At 49.9% G+C, this 24,626-nt stretch carries 17 protein-coding genes and 1 tRNA gene; 7 read left to right on the top strand and 11 right to left on the bottom strand.

Annotation, left to right across the window (positions count from 1 at the left end; all coding sequences use genetic code 11):
• Positions 1-4 precede the first annotated feature (4 nt).
• The 10 genes from ACXAFR_RS12225 to pspA all read right to left on the bottom strand — a co-directional run bounded on the left by ACXAFR_RS12225 (position 5) and on the right by pspA (position 17,292).
• Positions 5-6,760, bottom strand: a complete 6,756-nt coding sequence (locus ACXAFR_RS12225; protein ID WP_475177231.1) for a DUF4347 domain-containing protein — start codon at positions 6,758-6,760, stop codon at positions 5-7.
• A gap of 222 nt (positions 6,761-6,982) precedes the next feature.
• Complete coding sequence (locus ACXAFR_RS12220) at positions 6,983-7,897, bottom strand: efflux RND transporter periplasmic adaptor subunit (protein ID WP_475177229.1); 915 nt, start codon at positions 7,895-7,897, stop codon at positions 6,983-6,985.
• Between the two features lie 70 nt (positions 7,898-7,967).
• On the bottom strand, positions 7,968-9,959 hold the full coding sequence (locus tag ACXAFR_RS12215) for a preprotein translocase subunit SecA (protein ID WP_475177226.1): 1,992 nt from the start codon (positions 9,957-9,959) through the stop codon (positions 7,968-7,970).
• Positions 9,952-12,132 (bottom strand): site-2 protease family protein, encoded by a 2,181-nt coding sequence (locus tag ACXAFR_RS12210; protein WP_475177225.1) that lies wholly within the window; start codon positions 12,130-12,132, stop codon positions 9,952-9,954. The genes ACXAFR_RS12215 and ACXAFR_RS12210 overlap by 8 nt, the downstream gene beginning before the upstream one ends.
• Positions 12,096-13,847, bottom strand: a complete 1,752-nt coding sequence (locus ACXAFR_RS12205) for a GAF domain-containing protein (protein ID WP_475177223.1) — start codon at positions 13,845-13,847, stop codon at positions 12,096-12,098. The genes ACXAFR_RS12210 and ACXAFR_RS12205 overlap by 37 nt, the downstream gene beginning before the upstream one ends.
• A 10-nt stretch (positions 13,848-13,857) precedes the next feature.
• Complete coding sequence (locus ACXAFR_RS12200; protein ID WP_475177219.1) at positions 13,858-14,733, bottom strand: HDOD domain-containing protein; 876 nt, start codon at positions 14,731-14,733, stop codon at positions 13,858-13,860.
• A 29-nt stretch (positions 14,734-14,762) separates the two neighbouring features.
• Positions 14,763-15,623 carry an HDOD domain-containing protein gene (locus ACXAFR_RS12195; RefSeq protein WP_475177217.1) on the bottom strand — a complete coding sequence of 287 codons (861 nt, stop codon included), beginning with the start codon at positions 15,621-15,623 and terminating at the stop codon, positions 14,763-14,765.
• Positions 15,624-15,951: 328 nt separating this feature from the next.
• On the bottom strand, positions 15,952-16,347 hold the full coding sequence (gene pspC, locus ACXAFR_RS12190; protein WP_475177214.1) for an envelope stress response membrane protein PspC: 396 nt from the start codon (positions 16,345-16,347) through the stop codon (positions 15,952-15,954).
• Position 16,348: 1 nt separating this feature from the next.
• Positions 16,349-16,618: an envelope stress response membrane protein PspB gene (gene pspB, locus ACXAFR_RS12185; RefSeq protein WP_475177213.1), complete on the bottom strand. Its 270-nt coding sequence runs from the start codon at positions 16,616-16,618 to the stop codon at positions 16,349-16,351.
• On the bottom strand, positions 16,618-17,292 hold the full coding sequence (gene pspA / locus ACXAFR_RS12180) for a phage shock protein PspA (protein WP_475177211.1): 675 nt from the start codon (positions 17,290-17,292) through the stop codon (positions 16,618-16,620). The genes pspB and pspA overlap by 1 nt, the downstream gene beginning before the upstream one ends.
• Positions 17,293-17,501: 209 nt before the next feature.
• Between pspA and pspF the strand changes: the two genes are divergently transcribed.
• From pspF to queF, 4 genes are all read left to right on the top strand, one after another.
• The gene (gene pspF / locus ACXAFR_RS12175; protein WP_475177208.1) at positions 17,502-18,560 is read left to right on the top strand and encodes a phage shock protein operon transcriptional activator; all 1,059 of its coding nucleotides are present in this window, start codon (positions 17,502-17,504) and stop codon (positions 18,558-18,560) included.
• Between the two features lie 272 nt (positions 18,561-18,832).
• Positions 18,833-19,786, top strand: a complete 954-nt coding sequence (locus ACXAFR_RS12170) for an ABC transporter ATP-binding protein (RefSeq protein WP_475177203.1) — start codon at positions 18,833-18,835, stop codon at positions 19,784-19,786.
• Positions 19,783-20,556: an ABC transporter permease gene (locus ACXAFR_RS12165; protein ID WP_475177199.1), complete on the top strand. Its 774-nt coding sequence runs from the start codon at positions 19,783-19,785 to the stop codon at positions 20,554-20,556. The genes ACXAFR_RS12170 and ACXAFR_RS12165 overlap by 4 nt, the downstream gene beginning before the upstream one ends.
• A gap of 7 nt (positions 20,557-20,563) precedes the next feature.
• Positions 20,564-21,400: an NADPH-dependent 7-cyano-7-deazaguanine reductase QueF gene (gene queF, locus ACXAFR_RS12160; protein ID WP_475177195.1), complete on the top strand. Its 837-nt coding sequence runs from the start codon at positions 20,564-20,566 to the stop codon at positions 21,398-21,400.
• Between the two features lie 14 nt (positions 21,401-21,414).
• On the opposite strand, the gene ACXAFR_RS12155 is transcribed toward queF, so the two are convergent.
• Positions 21,415-22,731 carry a hypothetical protein gene (locus tag ACXAFR_RS12155; RefSeq protein ID WP_475177191.1) on the bottom strand — a complete coding sequence of 439 codons (1,317 nt, stop codon included), beginning with the start codon at positions 22,729-22,731 and terminating at the stop codon, positions 21,415-21,417.
• 205 nt (positions 22,732-22,936) lie between these two features.
• Here ACXAFR_RS12155 and ACXAFR_RS12150 point away from each other — a divergent pair, with 205 nt between their 5' ends.
• The 3 genes from ACXAFR_RS12150 (at position 22,937) to ACXAFR_RS12140 (ending at position 24,548) form a co-directional block, all read left to right on the top strand.
• Positions 22,937-23,497, top strand: a complete 561-nt coding sequence (locus ACXAFR_RS12150; protein ID WP_475177189.1) for a nitroreductase family protein — start codon at positions 22,937-22,939, stop codon at positions 23,495-23,497.
• 136 nt (positions 23,498-23,633) lie between these two features.
• Positions 23,634-23,721, top strand: a tRNA-Ser gene (locus tag ACXAFR_RS12145).
• 131 nt (positions 23,722-23,852) lie between these two features.
• The gene (locus ACXAFR_RS12140) at positions 23,853-24,548 is read left to right on the top strand and encodes a hypothetical protein (protein WP_475177186.1); all 696 of its coding nucleotides are present in this window, start codon (positions 23,853-23,855) and stop codon (positions 24,546-24,548) included.
• Positions 24,549-24,626: the final 78 nt, after the last annotated feature.

The raw sequence follows: 24,626 nt of genomic DNA, 5'->3' as shown, positions 1-24,626 counted from the left end.
TCAGTCATCGCTTGTGTTGATTAAAAAATTCGTCAATGGGTTGATGTTCGCTGTCAGCAGGTGCTCTCTCGGTGCCCGAGGTCGTCGAGCTTTTAGAAACAATAGCGAGAGGGTCAAAGTTTTGGAATACTTTCACCGAAGACAGCAAGCTGCTTAGAAGGGCACTGCCGCGAAAGATCCAGCCCACGAACCCTGCTGTAACGCTAATCGCTGCACCAGTAACAAAATGGATTTCTACGTCATTGGCTTCTATCTCTTGATAATCCTCCTCCATTTCGAGTTGCATGCGGCGTATATTGGTCCATAGCTCATCATTGTCGCTGTTTAAGGTAAAATCTGTAGAAAGGGAGGCGCGACTAAGCTGCAATTGACTTTGCATGAGTTGCGCACTTTGATTGCGCCAATTATCGACCGGGTTAGAGGTTTTTATTAGGGATTCAAAATCATAATTCTGTTCAATGCGCTCATGATCGTTACTGTCTTTTGGTGAAAGACCTTGATCAAACAGATCGTGTGACTGGCTTGCCGGTGTCTCGGTTCTAAGTTTGTTGAAAGGTGTCGCAATTGCTGTTTTTTCAGTTGTGCTTTCGCTGAGCTGAGAAAGGTTTTCGGATGTGGATGAAGATTCGTCAGATGATAGCTTTTCCTCTGCGTTTGAACTCTGTGCAGATTCAGTGTTTTCGTCGATGGTTTCGGTGGATTCTTCCAGCGTTGCATCGTGATCAGAGTTTTCGGTATGAGATGGTTCTGCGATGGCGTCGTCAATACGCTGAATTGTTGTTTGATGCTGATGTCCGTTGGTTATATCTGGCCCGGAACCGAAAATACGTTGGTCCCCATCGTTCACAATTGATACAGGAGTGGTTTGACTGCTATCCAGCGTGAGTGAAAAGCTGAATCGAGTCGTTTCTCCTTTATGTGTGACTTCAAGAATGACATCTGTGGTAGTTGTGAGACTTTGCGGCACTATACCCTGCAAGGTCGCACTGCCATCTTCGTGTTGGTTTAAGACGAGCCAAGAGGGTAGCGTTATTGTTGACCATTGTGTATCGCTACTGCCATTTTCTATGACTAATCTCTGCACGTACGTCTCGTCGGCAATGAGATTCGTGGAAACTATTGACGTGATTCGTGCTGTTTCATCAACGTCGCTTGTCGTCACTTGAACCCTTTTCGTTAGCAGATTCCCTTGGCTGTCGACGGATTGAATATCGATCGCATAATTTGATTGTCGTTCGAAATCTAAAACTCCATTTGTGAGTATCAGTTCGTCACTGTTGGCGCCGCCAATAGAGAACACCGCTGCATCTGGTCCGCCAATAATGGTGTAGGTGAAGGTATCGCCCGAGTCCGGATCAATGGTGGAGAGTGCACCGAGGGAATACCCACCAGAGGTGTCGGTATTCTCTGGGATAGAAAAGCCATTAGGGGCAATATCCGTTGGAGCTTCATTACTGTTGGTAACCGTAATGGCAAGGTTTTGCACATCACTGGCACCATTGCCGTCGCTGGCGGTTACCTGTACATCGTAAATATTGTTGCCGTCGACATCGGCAGGGGATTCAAAATCTGGTGCGGCATCGAAGATCAGTTCGCCTGTGTTGCTGTCGATGGAGAAGAGCGCGGCGTCGGCACCACCGGTAATGGTATAGGTTACCGTATCGCCATCCACATCATTGCTGGTGAGCGTAGCGACCGTGGTGGTGTTTTCCACCACTGACAGATTGCTGGCGCTGGTAATAACCGGAGCGTCATTGGTGTTGACGACGGATAGGGTATAACTCTGCAGTTGTTGATTGACACCGTCGGAGACTCTTATTGCCACCGGTTGGTCACCGACATCATCGTTAGAGGGGGTACCGCTCAAGGTCGCGGTGCCATCACCGTTGTCGGTAAGAGTCAGCCAGGCGGGCAGGGTATCTGCCGTAAAGATTAGAGAGGCTCCCTCGGGATCGTTGGCGGTCAGAGTGTAGGAATAGGCGGCATCTTCCGACGCAATGGTCACCGGAGTTGATGTGAAGGCGGGACCTTCATTTTGATCGGTGATTGTAAGGGTTATCGTTTCATCATAGGTCAGTCCACCGGCATCGGTGGTTTGTACCACGACCTGGTAAAGCGCCTGGGTTTCATAATCCAGCAGACCATCATCAATGATCAGTTCGTCATTGTTGGCGCCGCCAATACTGAATACGGCTGCATCTGGTCCGCCAATAATGGTGTAGGTGAAGGTATCGCCCGAGTCCGGATCAATGGTGGAGAGTGCACCGAGGGAATACCCGCCAGAGGTGTCGGTATTCTCAGGGATAGAAAAGCCATTGGGGGCAATATCCGTTGGCGTTTCATTGCTGTCGGTAACCGTAATGGCAAGGTTTTGCACATCACTGGCACCATTGCCGTCGCTGGCGGTTACCTGTACATCGTAAATATTATTGCCGTCGGCATCGGCAGGGGATTCAAAATCTGGTGCGGCATCGAAGATCAGTTCGCCTGTGTTACTGTCGATGGAGAAGAGCGCGGCGTCGGCACCACCGGTAATGGTGTAGGTTACCGTATCGCCATCCACATCATTGCTGGTGAGCGTAGCGACCGTGGTGGTGTTTTCCACCACCGACAGATTGCTGGCGCTGGTGATGATGGGTGCGTCATTTTGATCGGTGATTGTAAGGGTTAAGGTTTCATCATAAGTCAGTCCACCGGCATCGGTGGTTTGTACCACGACCTGGTAAAGCGCCTGAGTTTCATAATCCAGCACACCATCATCGATGATCAGTTCGTCACTGTTGGCGCCGCCAATAGCGAACACGGCTGCATCTGGTCCGCCAACAATGGTGTAGGTGAAGGTATCGCCCGAGTCCGGATCAATGGTGGAGAGTGCACCGAGGGAGTACCCGCCAGAGGTGTCGGTATTCTCTGGGATAGAAAAGCCATTGGGGGAAATATCTGTTGGCGTTTCATTGCTGTCGGTAACCGTAATGGCAAGGTTTTGTACATCACTGGCGCCATTCCCATCGTTGGCGGTTACCTGTACATCGTAAATATTGTTACCGTCGGCATCGACGGGGGATTCAAAATCTGGTGCGGCATCGAAGAGCAATTCGCCTGTATTACTGTCGATGGAGAAGAGCGCGGCGTCGGCACCACCGGTAATGGTGTAGGTTACCGTATCGCCATCCACATCATTGCTGGTAAGGGTAGCGACTGTGGTGGTGTTTTCCACCACTGACAGATTGCTGTCGCTGGTAATAACCGGGGCGTCATTAACAGCCGCAATATTGATGGTTAAGGTATTCGGTGTTGAATCTGTATCACTTCCGAAGTTGTCTGTGCCTCCGTCGTCCTGGACTCGAAACGTAAAACTATCTGCGTTATTTCCGTTGATGTTTGATGCGGGTTGGTAAGTCAGTAGCCCCGCCTGAATATCGGCAGCTGATACTGAGTCCCCGGCTGACAGGATAACGCCATTGTGAATCAGGCTGCCACTGCTGGGAATATCGTCAAACCAGATTGCACTAAGATTGTCGTCTTCAAGATCGCTGTAATTGAAATCACTGAGCGCAAAGGTATAGGTAGAATCCTCGGTTGTACTGACGTAGCTGTCGATGCCTTGCGGCGCATCATTAACGGGGACAACGTTTATATATCCGGTGATCGTATTACTCGTGCCGCCATCGCCATCGGTAACATAGCCTTCTATCGTACGGGTTGAAGCGATCGGATTCTCGGATGTATTTTCGTAGGTGATGTTGCGAGCAACTTCATTGACAGCCTCAACGGACGCATTGCCGTTAAAGGTGACTACGAGTGGTGTTGAACCCGTTACAGATCCTGTATAGGTTCCTACCAGAACATCACTGTAGTAAATGTTAGTGCCATCAATATTAACATTTTCTGCTCCTGGGCCTTCGTCGGTGAGGGCAAGTCGGTCCTCCGCCTCACCATTTTGTGACAGTTGGTAGATCAGCGTTCCTCCATCAAAGTCACTGCTGTCAACATCTGTAATGTTAACTGTACCGCCGAGCGGTACGACGCCGTAGCCCTCATAATAGTTGAAGCTTCCTGTGGCAGCGGTCACTGCAGGGGCATCGTTTAACGGAGTGACTTGAATTTCTAAGGTTTCATCTTGAATGGGGGCGGCGATGGCGAGAGCTGCGATCTCGTCAGTCGTCAAAGCGCGGTCGTAGATTCTGGCGTCGTCCATTAGCCCGGAATAGGCCCATTCCGGCGATGACGCATCTCTAGAACCTAAATACGTATTTGTGCCCAGCGTCCAGGAAACATCCGTGATATAGGTCGTCTCGGCGAGTAATTCACCATTCAAATAAAATCGCTGAATATTGTTGACTGTATCTAAGGTATAGGCGAGATGTTGCCATCCGTCGCCCGCTAGATTGTAAGCAGTATCTGTCGTACCGGTATGAAGAAAGCTGGTGCCGTCGTAAAACCAACCGTGGATCTGGCTGCCTGCGGAATTTAAACCTAGACCAACGGAATCCCCGAGAACGATAAGATGTCCTGTGGTTTCCCCCGCATCAACATTGATCCACGTTGCAAGCGTTATAGTTTCTGGCTGATCAAACAGGCCTGCGATTTCCACATAGTCGTCGTTGCCATCGAAATCGAGTACGGTGCCTCGTTCAGAATCCTCTATCTGAGTCGCACCATTGACAATACCGTCTTTCGCGCCACTAGGGCTTGAATCACTTCCTGGATCGCTTTCATCAAAGGTGTATCTCGCTTGCAGCGAGTTGTCGATGGCTAGGGTAGCATGTTCATTGTTCTCGGTACTGAGCGACAGTTGAGAGGTCCCGTTGAAGTCATTTGCTGGCGTAAAAACCATTCCATCCAGGGCTGCGTTGATGTCTTCGACACTGCCGGTAAACGTTATCGTACTGTCATTTGTGCCGTCGCCTTCAGAAAAGCTCAGTCCAGAGGTTGTCGCCAATGTCAGAACACCGTTACTTATGTTCAGAGTTGTTGTAAGAAGAGTGCCGGCATCATCGCTTAGCGACAGCGCATTGCCATTCGCAGTACTAAAGATCAGGTTAGTATCTTCCGGTGTTGTTTGGTTGCCAGGATTAGTGATGGTGGGGCCGCTCAGGTCGTCTTGAACCGTGACGGATATTTGTTGGGTATCGAACGCACCGGACGTATCGGTTGCCCTAACAGTAACATCGTAGATGTTGTCGGCATCCGCATCTGCCGGAGTTTCATAATCGGGTGCTGAAATAAAACGGAGTTGACCGCTATTCGAGTCAATGCTGAAATAGCTGGCGTCGGCGCCGCCTGAAATACTATAAGTGATGTCTTGAGACTGTTCATCCGTCGCAGTTACGGTGGTCACTGCATTGGTATTCTCGATGACACTTATCGCTGCATTGTTGCCGCCGCCATCGCTGGTAATGAGTGGGTTATTGCCAATGGTCTCCCAAACAAACTCAATACCATCGCCACCCGCGCCTTCCACGCCTGATCCAGTCACAGCAAAGGTGAGAGTCGTAAACGTCCCGGTTACCTGAATGGATCCCGCTGCGGTGCCTTCATTCCGGTTGGCAGAGGCTTCTTGATTTACCACGGATTGAGCATCACCAGGCGTTCTCTGAAACGTTGTTGAAGTCACATCGAGGTGATCAACGCCCGCCAGTTTGACGAGTGAGGCACCGGCTGTCGTCAGTGTCCATAAGGCGGAATTACTGACACTACTGCCGATGCCTCCGAGACGATCAATGTGGATGATGGGGTCTATCACTTCCTGATCAAATGTTACGGTGACGGTAATTGTGCCCCCGTCGTCCGTTGCGCTGGTTCCGTCTTCAGGGGATGTATCCCAAAAGAAGTTGCCGCTCAGTGATGTAGCGCCTTCGACAGCTGAATTACTGAAGAAGCTGTTTGTTGTCATCGTGTTGTTAGAAACGTTGGTGACGGCGGTTCCGGAGGGGGTTGCGTAGTTTACTGTTACGCCAACCTGATTGGCGGCACTGGTATTTGCCGTGTAGGTGTTCGTGGCGGGCGAGCCCCAGATTCCGGTAAGGTTTTCACTCGCCAGTGTGCCTTGCCAGCTACTGCTCTGGCTGGTGCTATTCAGTGCGGTGGTTTCGATACTGCCGGTATAGTATTCGAGTTGCCAATCACCGCCCTGAGCGGTTGATCCGGTGACGTCATCTGAAGCAGCAACATCCGTGTTGGTTAATGCGGCAAGGGTGTTCACCATGGCTTGGCCGGATTCTGTGGCGGCGAGATTACAGCCGTAAATCAATATTTCGCCATTTTCGCTGAACGAACCTGCCCAACGACTGATCTCTTCAAACTCTTGAGAAAGTCTGACATCGTCGATGCGTTGATTGCCCAGTTCTATGAAACCATCGTTGCCATGGGAGAGCAGATGTATGGCATCGAGATCATTATAGTCGGCCAAAATGGAGGAGATCTGATCGATACCATCGCGATTGCTGTCAAGCACGACGACTTCGATATTGCGTTCGAGATCGTTTTTATCTCCAAGGATGTCGTTGACAAGCAGGTCATAATCTTCAACACCTGCGTCGATAATAATCAGTTCATGACGCATATTTAATGCGTCTGCCTGCTCGCTATGATCGAAATCCGAGGAGGATTCGTTGATTGTCATTTCCAGGGGTGGTGTAGTGTTGTCGAGACCTGAGTCGAGCACGAGAGATTCCACTCCGGCACTGAACAATTGGCGGGGCTCTAATCGTTCAAAAATTGCCTGTGAGTGAACGGTAAGATGAATTTTCTGTTTCATAGTTCAGAAGGCCTGGAAATCTTGGTCTCGTCCTGAAACCGGAAACACGAGCAACGCAGCAAACCTTTTTGACTAAATACGTATGTTATATTTCGAATAGAAATATAGGGTGCGATTTACCTGCTATTGTAAGAGTAGTCGAAAGCGCACGGCTGGAACGCCTTGTTTGGCTTCTGTTTTAGTCGAGGGCAATGACAGGGATCGTTTGTTTGTCGCAGTGACTTATTCCTTTAGCAAGGCGCGAATTTCCGCCGGAAGATCGCCGTCAAAACCCGTTTGTTTAATTCGGCCGATTTGAATGTCGGAAGGGATTGCAAAGCGAGCGATGCACCGAGTGCCTCCAACCAGTTTTTCATCCGGATTCGGTAACTCCAGCAGTATCGTGAAGGTTCCACTGGCGGCATCAATGATGCGGTCAATGATCGATACCTTTGCCAGGTAACGACTGTCTGTAGGGTAATCGGGAAATATCTCAACCTCCATAGCGGGCAGAACTTTGCCAAAAATCTGCGCTGGAGCAAGAACTTCGACTTGCAGAGGATCGACCTTGGCCAATTGCAATATTGGGCGGTTTTCGACAGATTCCCCCGGCATCAGATAGCGTTCGACAACGATGCCATCCACGGGACTACGAATAATCTTTTGCTCCAACTGAGCTTTCGCCAATTCCAGTTGCAACTTTGCCCGTTGTTGATCAACTTCCGCTTGTAAAAGTTCCGTTTGTGCAATTTCGGTTTCGATTACCGCGTCATCATAATCCTGACTGGAGGCCGCTTTGGCTCTAAAGAGATCTCCGATACGATTTTGTTTTCGCAGAGAGTGCTTATAAAGAAGCCTTCGGGCTTTTACCAGATTATCGGTTTCCGCTTCTTCCCGGGCGATGTCGACGTTTGCTTCCTCCACGAGAGATTCTAGGCGAGCAAGTGCCTGTCCTCGCACAACGGTGTCACTTTTATTGACATGAACTTCTGCCAGAACACCATCAACGGGACTTGCCAGATTGATATACATCTCCGGTTTTACCATGCAATCGAGGTCTGTCGAATCTTGAGCGAACAGGTGAGACCCACCGATACATAAGACCAGCCCTAACCAGCGAAGGTGTGGTGTGCGAAACTCTGGTGTTGAAATTTGCATGGTTACACGTTTCATTAGAATCATAACGTCAATAGCGGCGGCACGATTGTTTCCTTGATAGCGAGATTGGTTATTCCTGTCGTCCACTGAATGCCAGAGATCGCTGCAGTTGTTCCTCGTGGCGCTTCATTCGTTGTCGATGCCGTTTGTCATAATGAATTTTTTGGATTTGAGGGATGGCCAGGATCACTGTCGATAGCCAAGCAGGTAGGGCATCGTGGGGACGTATGAATAATTTACGTAACCCGGTAAGAACACTTTCCGTATATCCGGCTTTTAGTTGTTCGTCATCGAGTGAACTCATCAACTCTGCGCTGCCGGGGTCGCCTTGCCGGGCGCAGCGTCCGATTAACTGCCTGTCCAGGCGGTGAGATGTATTGCGGCCAATGCAGATGACGTGCAAGCCTCCCAATTGCGCCGCCTCTTTGGAAATAGAGATGTCAGTGCCTCGACCAGCCATATTGGTAGCAATGGTAATGGCTCCTTTGTTTCCTGCCTGCCCAATGAGTTGCGCTTCCTGGTAGTCTTGATGAGCGTTGAGTAATTGGTGAGGAAGTGATGCCTGATGACACCAGTCGCTGACCTTCTCGCTTTCGGCAATCGTTCTAGTACCAATGAGGACGGGCTGTCCCTGATTGTGCCGTTGTTTCAGTGTCGATATCAGTGCGTGTCGTAATGCGTGATTGTCGAGATACAATCGTTCACCGAAATGATGACGTCGATTGCTTTGATGAGGAGGGATGCGTGTCACCGTTAGACCATAATCTTTCCAGATTTCAGCTGAGCATTCGGTGACCGTGCCTGACATGCCCGCCATAAACAGATAACGACGAAAGAACGTTTGGAAGGTGATCCTGGCGAGAGGGTCTTTTTCCGATGTTACTTCGCAGCCTTCCTTTGCTTCGATCAGCTGGTGTAAGCCCTGCTGCCAGCTGCGATCAGGCATAACTCGACCGGTGAGAGGGTCGACGATCATAACCCTGCCATCGCGGACAATATAGTCTTCATCCCGTTGATAGAGGTGAAGTGCCTGCAGTCCTTGAGTCACCAAAAATTCTCGTTGTCGGCGAATTTTCCAAAAGCCATCGAGAACGTCGACCAATGTGGTTAGCTTTTCGGAACCCGCTTCGGTTAGTGTCGCTTTGCGATTTTCAAGATCAGTTGTGTAGTCGACCGTCTTCTCTAGAGATTTTGCCAGATACAGGGCATCACAAAATTGCCGTTGACGTGCTTTTTCTTGGCGAGTGGCAGACAAAATCAGCGGCGTACTCGCTTCATCAATCAGCACGCTATCGATCTCATCAACAATCGCAAAGCATAAGCCGCGCAGGCAGAAAGGCCTTTTTTGGTCGCGATGGCGGGCTTGCATATATCGCAATTGTAATTGTTTGTCTGAACGAGTACTGGACATCTCTCGGCGGTCTCTCAGATAGTCGAAAGCGATCTGAGGTGCGGTAGAGTGAACGATGTCACTTTCGTAAGCCGCCTGTCGCTCTTCGAGCGGTTGTCCGTCGTACACCGCGGCGGAGCTTAGCCCAAGCCTTCTGTAGAGAGAGCGAAATTCTGCCTCATCGCGTTGGGCGAGGTAGTCATTTGCCGTGAAGACATGGACGGGAATTCCTGCCAGAGCGGCGGTACAGGCAGGCAGTACACAGGTGAAGGATTTTCCTTGGCCGGTTTCCATTTCAGCAATTCGCCCGGTCATGATCGTCCATCCGCCGAGCAGTTGTGTATCATAAAACCGTTTCCCTGTTTCACGCTCTGCGATTTCTCGTAGCAGTGCAAAACTCAGGAATATGCTTGATGGGCAGAGGCCAAAACGGTTTAATTTATCGCGGAGTTGGTGCCACTCTTTTCCGAGTTGTATATCAGTGAGCTCGTTTAAGTGGCTCGCAGCGGCATCCACTTTGGCGGCAAGCTGTGCTCTTGTTGTTGGCAGAGTCTGGCGGTCTTTTTGATCCTTTAGCCATTTGAAAGTGCGCTCTGCGAAATTTGGTGTTTGAGACCACCGCTGCGGATAGAGGCCCAGAGACAAGCCCGGTTTAAGGCTACTATCAAACATGCAGACGCCTCAAGAAGGTTTGCCGAAAGCTTCGGTACCATTGAGTGGCGAGGGTTTCTCGGCCGTGTTCAAAGCGGACATAAGCACGTTGTCCGATAAGCAGCGGCATGTTCATTTCTGGTAGTGCAACTTCGACTGTAAAAATTTTATCGAAACTGCGTAAAGTGTTATCGGGTGTCATCTCTGCGGCGATTGGACCGCCGTTGCGGCTCGCCAGAGCTGGGCTCGGGAGTTTGTGACTTGCCTCCGGTATTGTTCTGATGAAATCGCCGGTAAGTGTTCGATGTATATCGCTTGAGAGTCGAAACGTGACTTTGTGAACGTGGTTTTGAATTTTTCCGATATCTGTCTGTGGTATGGCAACTTTAATTAACGTCGGCTGGTCGGAAACGACAAATCCAACCAAGTCCCCCTTGTGTAGGTATTTACCGAGTAGCAGGTCATCATCGGGGAAGATAAGTGTTCCGGTTTGCTTAGTGCGAATGACGAGGTTGGCGAGTCGTTTCTCAGCCTCTGTCAGTTCTGCATAGAGGACTTTCATTTCCTCTTTTATATTTTGTGCTGCAACTCGGTCTTTTCCCCAGAGGGACTGATATTGACTGCCCAACTCGCGTAAGCGCGAGCGAATGACTGTAACGCGGGCACCAAGCTCGGGTTCACTGAGTCCGATGACCGATCCTCCTTCTGAAAGTGTGTCGCCGGTTGACGCTGAAACTTGTGTAACGAATCCGTCTGCATCGGCTCGAAGTTCGGCGGCATCCGGCATCCAGACGATTCCCTGGGCAGAGGTGTACGATGGTAACGGCATCCAGAAAATGCAGGCGAGCAATGTGGTTGTAGTGGATAGTGTGATGGTAATACTGCGAAGCCGTTTCCCATCGAGAGACGCGCTGGTCAGTAGGAAACCTATTGCTTTTATCAGTGGATAGCCAATTTGTCCAAAGGCCAACCAGGCGACCAAGGCGGCGCCAAGGTAAACGTTGATCTCAAGTAAATATAAGGCAATGATCCATATCAGCAGCAGACGATAGAATGTAGAGGCGATGCCATATCCGATAAACCAGGAGGATTCGCCGGGTGACGTAGCTGGCGACGTGAGGGTATTGATCCCAAGCACATATTTTTTTAATAAGAAAACGAGATAATGACGAGATCGTTGAAACAGGTTAGGTATACCGATGCCGTCCGCAAGGATGTAATAACCATCGTATTTAAGCAGAGGATTTCCATTAAACAACAGCGAAGAGATCCCGCCGATCAACAAGAGGCTATAGCCGATGTGCTTGATCCATCCGGGTTCAGTAGCAAGCCAAATAACCAGTCCGACTGCCGCCAGGACCAGTTCAACAAGGATGCCGGCGGCGCCGATTAACATTCGTTGTTTAGCACTGCGTAATAAGCTGGCGCTGGAGACATCGACGTAGGGGATGGGCATAAATAACAGGAAGGTAATGCCCATCTCGTGAACTTCACAGCCGTAGTGTTTCGCTGTAAACGCGTGTCCCAATTCATGCAAGAGTTTAACGATCGGGTAGAGCAGTAAAAAGCACACCAAGGTAAAGCCAAAGTCTTGGCTTTGAGCGGCATAAATGGAAAGTGATGACCATTTTATGGCCAAGGTCAGTAAGCAAACAATGAGAAACAGAAAGCTTAGATAGAGAATCCTGGCGTGAAATAGCAAACTGATAAAGCGGATGTGTTTATTCAGAAATGCGTTAGGATCCCAGAGAGAAATCCTGATGGCCAGAGGATTGCCGATTCGCTGCTTAAGGTTTTGTTGACGCTGGGTATCAGAGCGAGAAAACAGTTCATCAAGATCGCTGGCTTTGTTGGTGCCGAGAAGATCCGCCTGATGTAATTGTGAGAGCAGATCAATGACGTCGTCTTGTGTGGGGGCGAAATCTCCCAGTTCTGATTGCGTCTTCTGCCAGATGGTGTCGACATCTCGGCGCCCGTTCATCATGCCAATGATGTGATAGGCTGCCGCGTTGAATCGGTGGGTGCGGTTGTTGATTCGGTCGTCGAGGATAAACCATATCATTCCTCGATAGCTGTTGCGTTGGACAACTACATGGGATGCCAATCGAGGCGTCAGCCGGCAAACACGATACCACTGGGGGCTGAAAGGTGAATCCGTCAAGGGAGTAGCCGCCACCATTGCAGGTGTAACCATTCACGAAGATCGCGGCTCCATATCCACAGGAGGCTCTTTTCGGTGATTTCAACTTTGGCGATACCTGCCATCCCCGGACGCAGATTGGCTGGTGGATTTAACAATTCTGCTTCAACACGAAACAGATTGTCTCCAGCTTCGCTGGTGGCAATCTGAGTGATGTTTCGCACGGTAAACTGTAGAGTCTGATCCGGTAGACTGGATAATAACAAGTTGCCTGACTGAGACTTTTCAATATATGCGATATCGTTTTCGCGAACTTTTAAAATGACTCGGTAGCCATCCAAGGGCGCTACTGTAAAGAGGTTCTCTCCGCGAGTGACGGGAGCGCCGAGAGATTGGCTCAGATCACCGTCAATCACTATGGCATCAAAAGGTGCGCGTATTTGGGTACGTTCCAGCTGTTCAGACACCAGTTTACGTTGCGCGTCAGTTTGTGAAAGCTTGGCGTTGAGTACTCTGACTTCTACAAGGTCACGATTCGCCAGGGCTTCACGGTACTCCCGATTGAGCTGTTGCTGTTCGCTGGTGAGTCTGGTTTGCTCCAGTTGTAGCTCGCTGTCGTCCATGGTAGCAATAATATCGCCTTCACGAATCGTATCTCCGGCGCGGGCAACGGCGGTTTTAATAAACCCTTCGACAGGTGCAGCGATCGACCGTTGAATGACGCCTTCGAGCGCCGCGTCTGAGGTGATTTTAAAAGGACTTTGCCAGAATGCCATGGTGGTCAGAACGGCGATCATTACGAGTACGACCGCCTTGGCGCGTAAATGCTTGAGGCCTAATAATGCCGCTGCGCCTTCTTTTGTATCTTTGGCTAGCCGCTCGTGAAGCGGTCGCTCTGCATCCATACGGAGTTGTATAAGTGGTGCAGATAAATTTAATGCCTGTTGGCAAATATCGATCTCTCGTTGTGTGAAAGGTTTGCTTTCCCGACGCTCTAAGGTTATCGCCGCAAATAATATTCCGTCGTTTATTAAGGGTATGGTTAGGATGCAACCGCTGCCGTAACGACGCGTAAGTTCACGATGCGCGTGTGTGATTAGCATTTTTGATTGAGTTGCAGGGTAATTGACGATCGTGTCCTGATCTGCCGCCTCATTCATGGTGGCGCCGATCACGTTGAGAATGTCTGAGCTATTGGTCAACAGTGCGGTATTGGAGATTGCTTTAACCTGTAAATGATCTCCTTGCTGCTCACCATAGCTGACTCTTTCACACTCCAGGTCGGCGGTCAGAGTGTTAACGATGGTGGCGATGGTCGATTTGAGATCGGGCTGCGCGCTGATGGCGATGGCGAACTCTGTTATTTTCTCAAATGTTTGATCTTTTTCTCGCTGGGTGGGCTCAGGTAGGGCGAGCCACTGTGATCCCACGCGTAACGCTTGTAAGATATTTTTTTGAGTTGTTTTTGCCTGGTGAGAAGTCTTAACTGCAACGATCCCTAAGAGTCTGCCATTTAACGTTAGAGGCCAGGCAAAGTAATCGTAGTTTTTGGTGGTCGTTAATGAAGCCGTAGGTGTTTTATGTTGATGCTTTTTTGCGGACAGGCGCGCAATCGCCAATAGTTCGCTGGCTTCGCTATCATTGGGCGGCCATTGTGCTGCGACTTTTAATTTTCGTTGGTCTGCGTCCGCCAGTAGAAATACCGCTCTCGCGACACCTTGAATCAAGCGACATTGAATGTTCAACCAAGTCTGGGCGAAATTCGTCACTCTAGTTCCCTTAATGCGAGTTTATCGTTAATGCTGAGTTTATCGCCAGGTCTGGCGCGAGGCAGCTCATAACATCCGGAACTTGGGCCAGAGACTCTTCGCGCAGATAGGTGAGTTTATCGATTGGGGTTTGCAATATTTGCCAGCCGGGACAGCTGGGCAGAATTTTCTGATTAATCCCAACCTGTGGTTGATCCAATAAAAGATGACGTGCAAGGCAGACAATTGCCTTTTCTATTCGATTACTTGAGGCAAGCGTCGGTTCCATATGCCATTCGATGACGTCGCAATAGATTTCCGGCAATTTCCAATAGGTCGCCATCTCTTTACCCGCCTCACCATAATGAAATCCAATCAGGTCTTTTTCCAATAAATGTAATGCTTGATGTCGATCGTTTGCGTTGGCAATGGCTTCCTGCATCTTGGCGGGCAGGGTTGTGTACATGGCAATATGGCCGATATCGTGCAGTAAGCCGAGAGTAAACATTCTGTCTCTGGCGGGTAGCATCGCGTGGCGACTCAGGCTGCGAGCCGCTATTCCACAAAATACGTTCCCCTGCCAGTATTCTGTTAGATCCAAAATCGTAGCGGGGATGGCGTCGAACGCGCGCATGGCTAGGCAGCCCAGTAAAATATCATGGACTTGAATAGCGCCGATAAGTGACATGGCTTGCTTTAGGGTTCTTGCGCGTCTTCTATAGCCAAGAAACTGACTATTGGCGAAATTTGTAATGCGTTCAGCCAGGGCCGGATCTGTAGCAACCACGTCGACATATTGATCAATGTTGGTCTCCTGCATTTGCATCAAGGCACGGACTTTTTCATAAACCGGCGGCAAGGTTAATTTGTCGGCGACGCGCATTACCATTTGATGGGCAGGAATCATAGCCTCTCCATAGAATTAATGTATCAACATCAGTTGCGAATGATCATACTTTCCATGTCACGGCTCAGCTCTTCCGCTCGGGGCAGCAGGCTGTCAATAGTGTCTTTATCTATTCCGATATCTTGCGGATCAATTTCTCCTTCTATAAATTCGTGGGGATCAGCGCCGCGGTGCAGATTGCTCGCAAGTTTATGGCTGAGGCCCATAATGGACGCGTCCATACGGAAGTCTTCTGGAGCCGCATCCGGCTGTATGTGGTGGCGGGTGATCTGCTGAAATTTTGATGGCAAATTCCAGCTTTCCATAAGGTCGGCGCCGACCTGACCATAGTGAAATCCAAATAACTGCAGTTCACTGTTGGCAAGAGGGGCGTTTTTTTCAAGAGCCAGGTCAATGGCTGTTTTTATCGCATGTGGGTGTTTAATATAAAGCAGCATATGGCCCACCTCGTGCAGCAAGCCAATGACAAACATCGTGGGCGCATCTTTCGCGCCTCGCTCTTCAGCCAGCAGACGTGCCATAACACCACAATAAATGCAGCGTTTCCAAAAGGTTTTGAGGGGTTCGATATCATTGTCGACTTTAATGGCATCAACGGCAGACAGTGCCAGCACCAAGTCGTGCAGTTGACCGATTCCCAGTAAATTAACGGCTCTGTCTATGGCTTGGATCTGACCGGAGAATCCGTAAAAGGGGCTGTTAACGACTTTGAGAACGACGCTTGCCAGATTCGCATCCATGGAAACGACACCGGCAAAATCTTCAATATCCGATAGGTCATCGTCCATCAGTTGTTTTATTTTCAGATAGATTTCGGGCAGGGATATAAGAGAGGAAGTATCCCGAATTAGGTCACTAATCTGGCCGACGTTGATTTCTGAGGGTGCCATCAAAATACCTGCTCAATCGTTTGGCGATCGAAAAGGAGTCTAAGCGCTGTTCGCAGAAGCGTCGTTGCAATGGGCGACGCATTCCAGACGTTGCCTATCGAACGGTTTTGTATGCTGGCAACACTTGTTTGCAGGGCTTTATCGGCTGCCGACCCTGGTGTCGGTAAATTCCTGCGCTACTGTCAGTGTAGACGAGGAGAATACAACTGCAATGGAGGCAATATAGTTAACATGGTAACTATATAAAAAGGATTTAAATGACAGGGTGCCGCGAAAATATCTAGAGGGAGGACAAATGCGCTTTCGGTAGAAAGCGCATCGGTTTTCTTTAAAGTTTCCGGAATGCTTCGTTTACTTTATACCGATTTGAGGTGACATAGTGCTCCATGGCCTGCAGTCGTCGGTCGATTCTGTGAAGGCTTTCATGCACTTTATGCGCTCGCTCCATGGGCGGTTCATCATAATCAAAAACGGGTCGCTGATGATGAGTAAACGATTCACGTCGTCGTGTTGGTCGACGATCCATCAGTAGATAGCCACCAAAGTAGAGTAGCAATCCCAGTGCGCCACTAAACAGACACACGGTAATTAACAGGATTCGAATCAGCCAGCGAGGCTTATCATAGGCATTGGCAATTCCCGCGCAGACGCCAAGGATCCAGCCATTGGTTTTGTCTCGATAGAGGTCGCGGCCGTAGCCGCTGGATTTTCTAGACCAAGTCATGTCAGTGTCCTCTCATGTGCTTGTCATCGCTGTCGCGATTTTCGTAGGTACGCCACCCTTCGTGCTCGGCATCAAGAATGGTTTCGAGGGTTTCCAGACGTTTTTCAAGACGCACAATCGTCTGTTGGCTCTGGCGCAATAAATCCCGATCTTCCGCGGACAAACCTTTGCGCAGTCTGGCCTGTGTCCAGTAATGCAGTATCAGCCATAGCGGGGCGACAATGACCAGAAAAACAACCGCCGGTGTAACAAACGCAGCAGTGGTTGACATCAGCTTTCCTCCTGTTTGGATGACATGGATGCTTTCAGCTTGGCGAGGGCTTCGTTAACTTTGTCGTCTTTTTCTAAATCCGCAAACTCGTCATGTAAGGTTCGTGTGTAACCGAGATCTTCAGCTTCCACTTTTGCTTCCATGGTATCCATACGACGTTCGTAAGCTTCAAAGCGGCTAAAGGCATCTTCCAATTTGCTGCGGTTGCTTGAACGGCGAATATCCATGCGTGAACGCACTGAGCGTTCGCGGGCCAGCAGAGACTTCTGTTTGTTCTTAGCATCATCCAGCTTTTGCTGAAGTTGGGCAATGTCTGTATCCAGGGCTGAAACCTGTTGATCAATTGCCGCAATTTCTTTCTGCGCCAGTGCCAGATTTTCTTCGATGGTGTCCTGTTCAATCAGAGCGGCGCGGGCGAGATCTTCGCGGTCTTTACTGAGTGCCAGGCGGGCTTTTTGCTCCCACTTGCCAGCTTCCTGTTGTAAAAATTCGGCGCGTCTTTCAAGTTCTTTCCGATCTGCGATGATGCGTGCAGACGTGCTTCTGACTTCTATCAGAGTTTCTTCCATTTCCTGAATCATCAGTCGGATCATTTTTTCCGGATCTTCTGCTTTATCCAGCAGCGCGTTGAGGTTGGCGTTCACGATGTCGCCAAGGCGGGAAAAGATACCCATGGTCTGTCTCCTAGTGATCTGTGTTTGGTCGTAATGCGTTGTATGGCGGATACATAGCGAGGAGTGTGCCGGTTTACGTAACTCTATGAAAAATAATAAAAAAGTGACTTTTTGGTGTTTTCTTGGTGATCTTTTGGCGGTTAATATAGCTTTTAATGTGTCTGATCGACCATAATGTGGTTAATTTGGCTTATGAGTTGGGAGGTGCCGTGACCCCTCGTCAAAACCTGGTGGGCAGTTCGGAAAATTTGTTAAAAGCACTCGAGCACGTCTCTCGTGTGGCGCCGTTGCAGCGACCTGTACTGGTTATTGGTGAGAGAGGGACTGGTAAGGAGCTGATTGCCGAGCGATTGCATTTTTTGTCACCGCGCTGGAATCAACCGTTTCTGCAAATAAATTGCGCGACCTTTACAGAAGGGCTGCTGGAGTCTGAGCTGTTCGGCCATGATGCGGGGGCGTTCACCGGTGCTGCACGAGCGAGGGAAGGCCTGTTCGAGCGGGCCGACGGCGGCACATTGTTTTTAGACGAGCTGGCAACGCTGCCGTTAAATGTGCAGGAAAAATTGCTGCGGGTGATCGAGTATGGTCAATTCACCCGGCTCGGTGGCAATAGAGTGTACGACGTCGACGTTCGAGTCGTCGCAGCGACGCATGCGGATTTGCCTGCGGCGGTTGAGTCCGGCAAATTTCGGGCAGATCTGCTGGATCGCCTGGCGTTTGATGTGGTTCATTTGCCGCCACTGCGTCTGCGGGATGATGACGTCATAGAGTTGGCAGAGCACTTTGCTCACAAAATGTGTCGCGAGCTGGAGCGGGCTTGGTTTCCGGGGTTTGGTCGGCAGGCGTTAGCGCAATTGCAAGAGTATTCGTGGCCGGGAAATGTTCGTGAGCTGAGAAATGTGGTGGAGCGCAGTGTGTATCGCAATGACAATCCTGACGCGGTGGTGGCGTCGTTATTGATCGATCCTTTTCAGGCGCCATGGTTACCCATGGGCTCACCTTCTGGAAACGAATGGGCTGAATCGGTGGATGTATCTGATGCAAACGTGACGGATGCGCAGGCGTCAGAGCTTTCAATAGGCGTCGCAAATAAACCGCAAGACCTACCCCTAGATTTGAAGCAGACGTTAGCGGCCGTTGAGCAGACCTATTTGCGTAAAGCCCTTGAGCAACATCAATTTCGACAGAAGCCTGCGGCTGAGGCGCTGGGTTTGACCTACCACCAACTCCGGGCCGCTTTGCGAAAGTACCCGGACGTGTTGGCGTGATATTGAACATTTCTTGGTTGGATGGCGTATCTTTTGCCCTTCGAGGCTGATTCAGGTTCCCCTGGCGCTGCGTTGCAACTGTATCGCGCAGCGCAGGAGGCATTCCCCGTCATAACGAGGAAATGGTATTATGGCGGCTCATTTGTTCTCGATCTGCGCCTAATCTCCTGTTTCTGATGCTGTCATATTCTAACGGACAGAATCTCCAGCCTGCGGTGTTGCCGCGATCAGACCGGCAAACGTTCTCGTATACACTCAGTTGGTAAACATCTATGTCGATCGCTCTATCCATTGAGCAGCTCACGAAAATTTACGATAAAGGCTTTCAGGCGTTAAAAGGAATCGATCTGGAGGTGCAAGAAGGGGACTTTTTCGCGTTGCTCGGTCCTAACGGCGCCGGAAAATCCACGACGATTGGTGTGATTTGTTCGCTCGTGCGCAAGTCCGGGGGGCGTGTTTCCATATTTGGTCACGACATCGATAAGGATTTTGCCCTCGCCAAAAAAATGCTCGGTGTTGTCCCGCAAGAATTTAATTTTCCGCAATTTGAAACAGTGGCTGATATTGTTGCCAATCAGGCAGGCTACTACGGTTTGCGATCCTCGGTCGTTGCGCCTCGCATCGAGCGCTATCTCAAGCAGCTGGGTTTGTGGGATAAACGAGATACGCAAGCATTTATGTTGTCTGGCGGGATGAAACGACGGCTGATGATCGCCCGAGCGTTGGTTCACGAGCCCAGGCTGCTTATCCTGGATGAGCCGACAGCGGGTGTCGATATCGAATTGCGTCGCTCAATGTGGGAATTTCTGCAAGAGATTAATCGACAGGGTACGACCATCATTCTCACTACCCATTATCTCGAAGAAGCGGAAAGTCTCTGTCGCAATATTGCGATTATTGATGAGGGACGCATTGTCGAAAATACCAGCATGAAAGCGCTGCTGAAAACCCTGGATCGTGAGACGTTTATTCTCGACCTTCGCACCGCCATCGGTACCTTGCCCGACGCTTTACCCTACGACATGGTTCTGGTGGACGATACGACCCTTGAAGTGGGATTGCCGAAAGGGGCGTCTCTCAGTGGTGTGTTCAGTGCATTAGCTGCAGTCGGCGTTGATGTTGTCAGTATGCGTAACAAAGCCAATCGTTTGGAGGAGTTGTTTGTCAATTTGATTCACGAGCACGACGGAAAATCTGCCGCGAAGCTCGAGGAGGTGTCCGCGTGAGCCCTTCAGAGCAGTGGGTAGCGTTCTTGACCATTTTGCGTAAAGAAATTCGCCGTTTTATGCGCATATGGATTCAAACATTGGTGCCTCCGGTCATCACCATGTCCCTGTATTTTGTTATTTTCGGTCAGCTGATCGGGTCGCGAGTGGGAACCATGGCAGGATTCAGCTACATGGAATTTGTCGTCCCCGGTTTGATCATGATGGCAATTCTCAGTAATTCCTACACCAATGTGGTGTCATCGTTTTTCAGTGCAAAGTTTCAACACAGTATTGAAGAGCTGCTTGTGTCGCCGACACCCAACTATATTATTCTGTTGGGGTATGTCCTGGGCGGCGTGGCAAGAGGCCTCGCCGTTGGTCTTATTGTGACGCTGGTCTCGCTGTTCTTTACTCGCCTCCACGTGCACAACCTTCCTGTGATGATATTGATTGTGGTTTTGACGGCGGTGCTTTTTTCTCTGATGGGGTTTGTGAACGGTATTTACGCGAAATCCTTTGATGACGTTTCTATTATTCCAACCTTTGTGTTGACGCCTTTGACCTATCTGGGCGGCGTGTTCTATAGCATCGATCTGCTGTCACCGTTTTGGCAGGGTGTTTCGCAGCTAAATCCGATTCTGTATATGGTCAATGCCTTTCGTTACAGTATCCTTGGAATTTCCGATATCGATATTGGCCATGCCTTTTTCGGAGTGATTATTTTCATCATTGGCTTTTTTATTTTTTGTCTCTATCTCTTGAGTAATGGTAAGCGCTTGCGCGCGTAGAAGATCTATGTCTGACGATTCATTGTTACACAGTAATCCCCTGGGGCAGCCCACGCTTTACAAGACCGACTACGATGCCAGCTTGCTGTTTCCGATACCCCGCCATGAAGCGAGAAAGAATCTGCCATTGGGCGATGAGGTATCCTTTCACGGCGTCGATATCTGGACGGCGTTTGAGATCAGCTGGCTTAATCCTCGTGGATTGCCACAGGTCGCCTTGGCAGAATTTTATGTGCCGTCTTCAAGTCCGAATATTGTCGAGTCTAAGTCGTTTAAGCTCTATCTGAATTCGTTTAATCAGACCCGATTTGGTTCTGTCAGTGAAGTAACCGAAACACTCAAAGCAGATTTGACCAACGCGACGGGGCAGCGGACAGGGGTGATGCTGCAGTTGCTGTCGACGATGCAAGCAGAAAATCTGGAGGGATTTGAAGGAACCTGTATTGATGATCAGTCTGTGGTGATTGAGCATTACACGCCGCAGCCGAGCTTGTTGACACTTCGAGATGCCGACGCTCATGTGGAAGAGCAATTGTTCAGCGATTTGCTAAAGACCAATTGTCCCGTTACCGGGCAGCCGGACTGGGCCAGTGTGCAAATTCGTTATCGCGGTGCGCCGATCGATCACAAGGGATTGCTGGCCTACATCGTTTCTTTCCGCGAACATCAGGACTATCACGAACATTGCGTTGAGCGGATGTTTATGGATATTTGGGATAGGTGCCGACCAGAGCGTCTGGCTGTCTATGCGCGGTATACCCGCAGAGGCGGGCTGGATATCAATCCGTTTCGCAGCAGTCATAAGGGGGAGCTGCCGTCGTCATTGAGGTTGATTCGACAGTAAGTTTGACGATGGTACTAGCCGTTTTTTGCCCGCAACTCCAAATATTTGGTTTCCATTTGGGTGTATTTTTCTTCCATGGCATGTAGCTGCATTTCCAGTTCACTGCTGTCGCCACCAGGGTTTGCCATGGACGCTTCGAGCTGGCTCGCCAGTTGATCGTTTTCCGATTCCAGCATCTTCAGAGACGTCTCCATTTCGTCCCAGCGTTTTTGCATCTGTTCGGCCTGTCGCAATAGCTTCGCGGCGCGATGCTGACGTTCGGTCATGCTGTTCATGTCCGTTTGCATCTGGTCAATGTGATTGTTGGCCTGCTGGAGTTCATTTTCCAACTGTTCGATACAGGATTCGGTCTCCTGAATAAAGGCCAGCTGTTTCTGCAGCTGTTGTTGCATTTCATCAATGACGTCTTGCTTTTCCTCCGAAGAGTAGGCATGGGCAAGACGCTGCTGAAGCTCGTTGATCAATAGGTGCTGGTTTGCCGTGAGCTGCTTCATCTGGCTAAGCTCGTCCGAATTATCGGCGCTGGCTTTGCGATCAACGTCGACAACCCGAGTGACGCCGGTGTCCGCAGCACGATTAGGCGACTGCATTTGTTCACCGAAGGCCGTAATAATACGCTGCTGCTGTTCTAAGGCATTTCGATAGTGTTCGTTGGGCTCTAAATTGGCGGCTGCGAGCTCCTCGGCCATCTTCTGTTGACAGGATGCCAGTTCTTTTTCCATCGTGGCCCAGTGTTCTTCAAGATTAAAAAACATCTCACGAAAATGCTCGAGATTGTCGATGTGTTGATGGCTGGTTGCCAGTTGCGCTTTTAATTCTTCCAGCTGATCATCCGTTTGGGCGGGCTCAGATTTGTGCGGCAGGCTTTTCTTAAAAAACTCTTCGGCATCCTGCTGCAGGAAGGTCATGATGTGGCCTAGTTTGGCTTGCAGCACAGACCAATTGCTGTCGTGGGCGTTGCCTTCGGCGTAGGCTTCCTTTTCCGTCATTAGCATCGCGTGACGTAATGAGGCGACGCGTCTGGGCATAGGGGATTCCAAGCTGAGATCCTGTGATATATCACAGTCCGGCGATTGGCTTGCATGAAAGTCCAATGTTTCTGCCAGCTTAGAATCGAGATTGGAGTCGTAGGAATCCGAAATGGCATTCTTCAACTCTAGGTTGTGGTCTCTTTCCTGTTTGAGTTCCTGCAACATCTTTTTGGCTTTGTTTTGCAGGCGGACGGTCAGTCCTTTGAGTTTGCGCGTATAGATCAATAAAAGAACGGTGGCAAGAGTGAGTATCGCGACGATCTCAAAGGCACCATAGAGAAGCCAATTGTCGGGTAGCATTATCTATTTTCTCCAAACGTAAGTGTCGCTTGCGCTGTTGCGTTATCACTGCGCTTGGTAACATAAAGCCATTACAGGTACTCAAGAAAATCAAACACTTGAGAGGTTAAAAAGAGTATGAGACAAAAATGCAAAGTTCGCGAATTCACGCTTGAACTCGGCAACACTATGAATTTAACAAAAGCCCAAAGGGGAGGCGAGTAGTATGGAAGGGTTGGATCTCCTTTTAAACCGTGTGTCTTGTGGGCGAGTGGCTGAGCCAGCGCCGGATAGCGAGCAGCGTCAATGGATGTATAAGGCTGCCGTTCGTGCTGCTGACCATAAGTCTTTGAAACCCTGGCGTTTCCTTGAAATTGAGGGGGAGGCCCGTCAGGCTCTTGGAAACTTGTTTGTCGATGCCGCTCGCTCGGATGATCCGGGCTTTTCGGAAGCGGATGCCGATAAGCTGCGGCACAAACCGATGCGTGCACCGTTAATCATTGTCGCGATTCTCAATTACAGTGAACACCCTAAAGTCCCTGAGTGGGAGCAGCGGATAACTGTGGGGTGCGCTGTGCAAAATATGATCAATGCTGCCTATGATATGGGAATTGGCGCCTATTGGCGTACCGGCGCCATGGCAGAACATGAGGTTGTCAAAAAGGGACTTGGTTTAAGCGTATCGGAAGCCATCATTGGCTTTATCTATCTGGGTAAGCCCCAGGTGCCTTTTCGCGCGGTGGCAGATGTCGATCCGTCTCAGTTTGTGTCGTCTTGGAATGGTTAAGATTTAATCGGGATGGCGGTTAATTGTTGAGGAATTTCAAAAAGCTACGGCAGGAACATTGCCTTTGGGCAAGGCTTTGTGTAGAGTACCGCCCTCGCTAAACGGGCGGCTTTCTCTGGCTGTTCGTTACCTCTGCGGAGAGGTGTCCGAGTGGTCGAAGGAGCACGCCTGGAAAGTGTGTATACGGCAACGTATCGAGGGTTCGAATCCCTCCCTCTCCGCCATATTCCGTAAAAAAATATAATAAAAACAATCACATAGATTTGTAGTGTGATCTCGGCCCCCCAGCTGGTCCCCCATTTCAGTTTCCTCAAGCAACCCTGTGATACTTTACATTCCGACGAGCGTGTTCTGAATGGCATTCACTAAACCCCCATATCGCGGAAATCGGCCAACCGGTGCGATCTTCGAGTTTTCAGATGAAATACATACACAGCTCTTGAATTTATATCCTATTGCTGGGCCCTATGAGCTCCATGGTCTGATAACGCCCCCAGAGGAATTCGTTCAATTGCTGCTCGCACACGGCCTTGATTTTCACAGTGAGCTCCTCGATATCGACAATGAATTGACCAGAAGTGAAATTTTGGCCGAATGCGAGGATCTCGCGACACGCCTTTCGGCAGCGCAGCATGGCCTGAGGAATATGTCCGACGAGGTGTTAAGGCTATTACCCCAGTCAGCGGATGTCGGCGAGCTGGATGACAGACTTACTGCTTTTATTAAGGCGCTGCCCGGGGATTCGTCCAGCAAATCTGCAGTTCCCGCCAGACAGCGGCTCGACGGCCGCAAACGACATGCTGCCCGGGAGTTTGCGCTGCGAGCGTTAAGGGTAATGATGGACTATGGCATTTCTCCGTCGGGCACCTATCGTCAGTACGAAAAATTGGTCGACATCACGTTGAATCCTGAAGACCCCGGGGAATCGGTCTACCTCTCTACCGCCATCAAAATGATTAAAATCGTGGCCGATGCCTGTGGGCTCAAGTACAGCCCGGCTACCTGGCGCGATCTTATTGCAGAAACGAAGCGGTCGGGCCCGGAACTCTGAAAGTAGTTAATACCTGAAAAATAGGTACTAACTACGATCCAAGAATCGAAATGTTGGCGCCTAACATCTCCAGCCATG

It is taken from the genome of Pseudomaricurvus sp. ABR4_320 (assembly GCF_056159445.1).
Note: the sequence above shows the minus strand (reverse complement) of the source record. Positions and strands in the feature narration are given on the sequence as shown.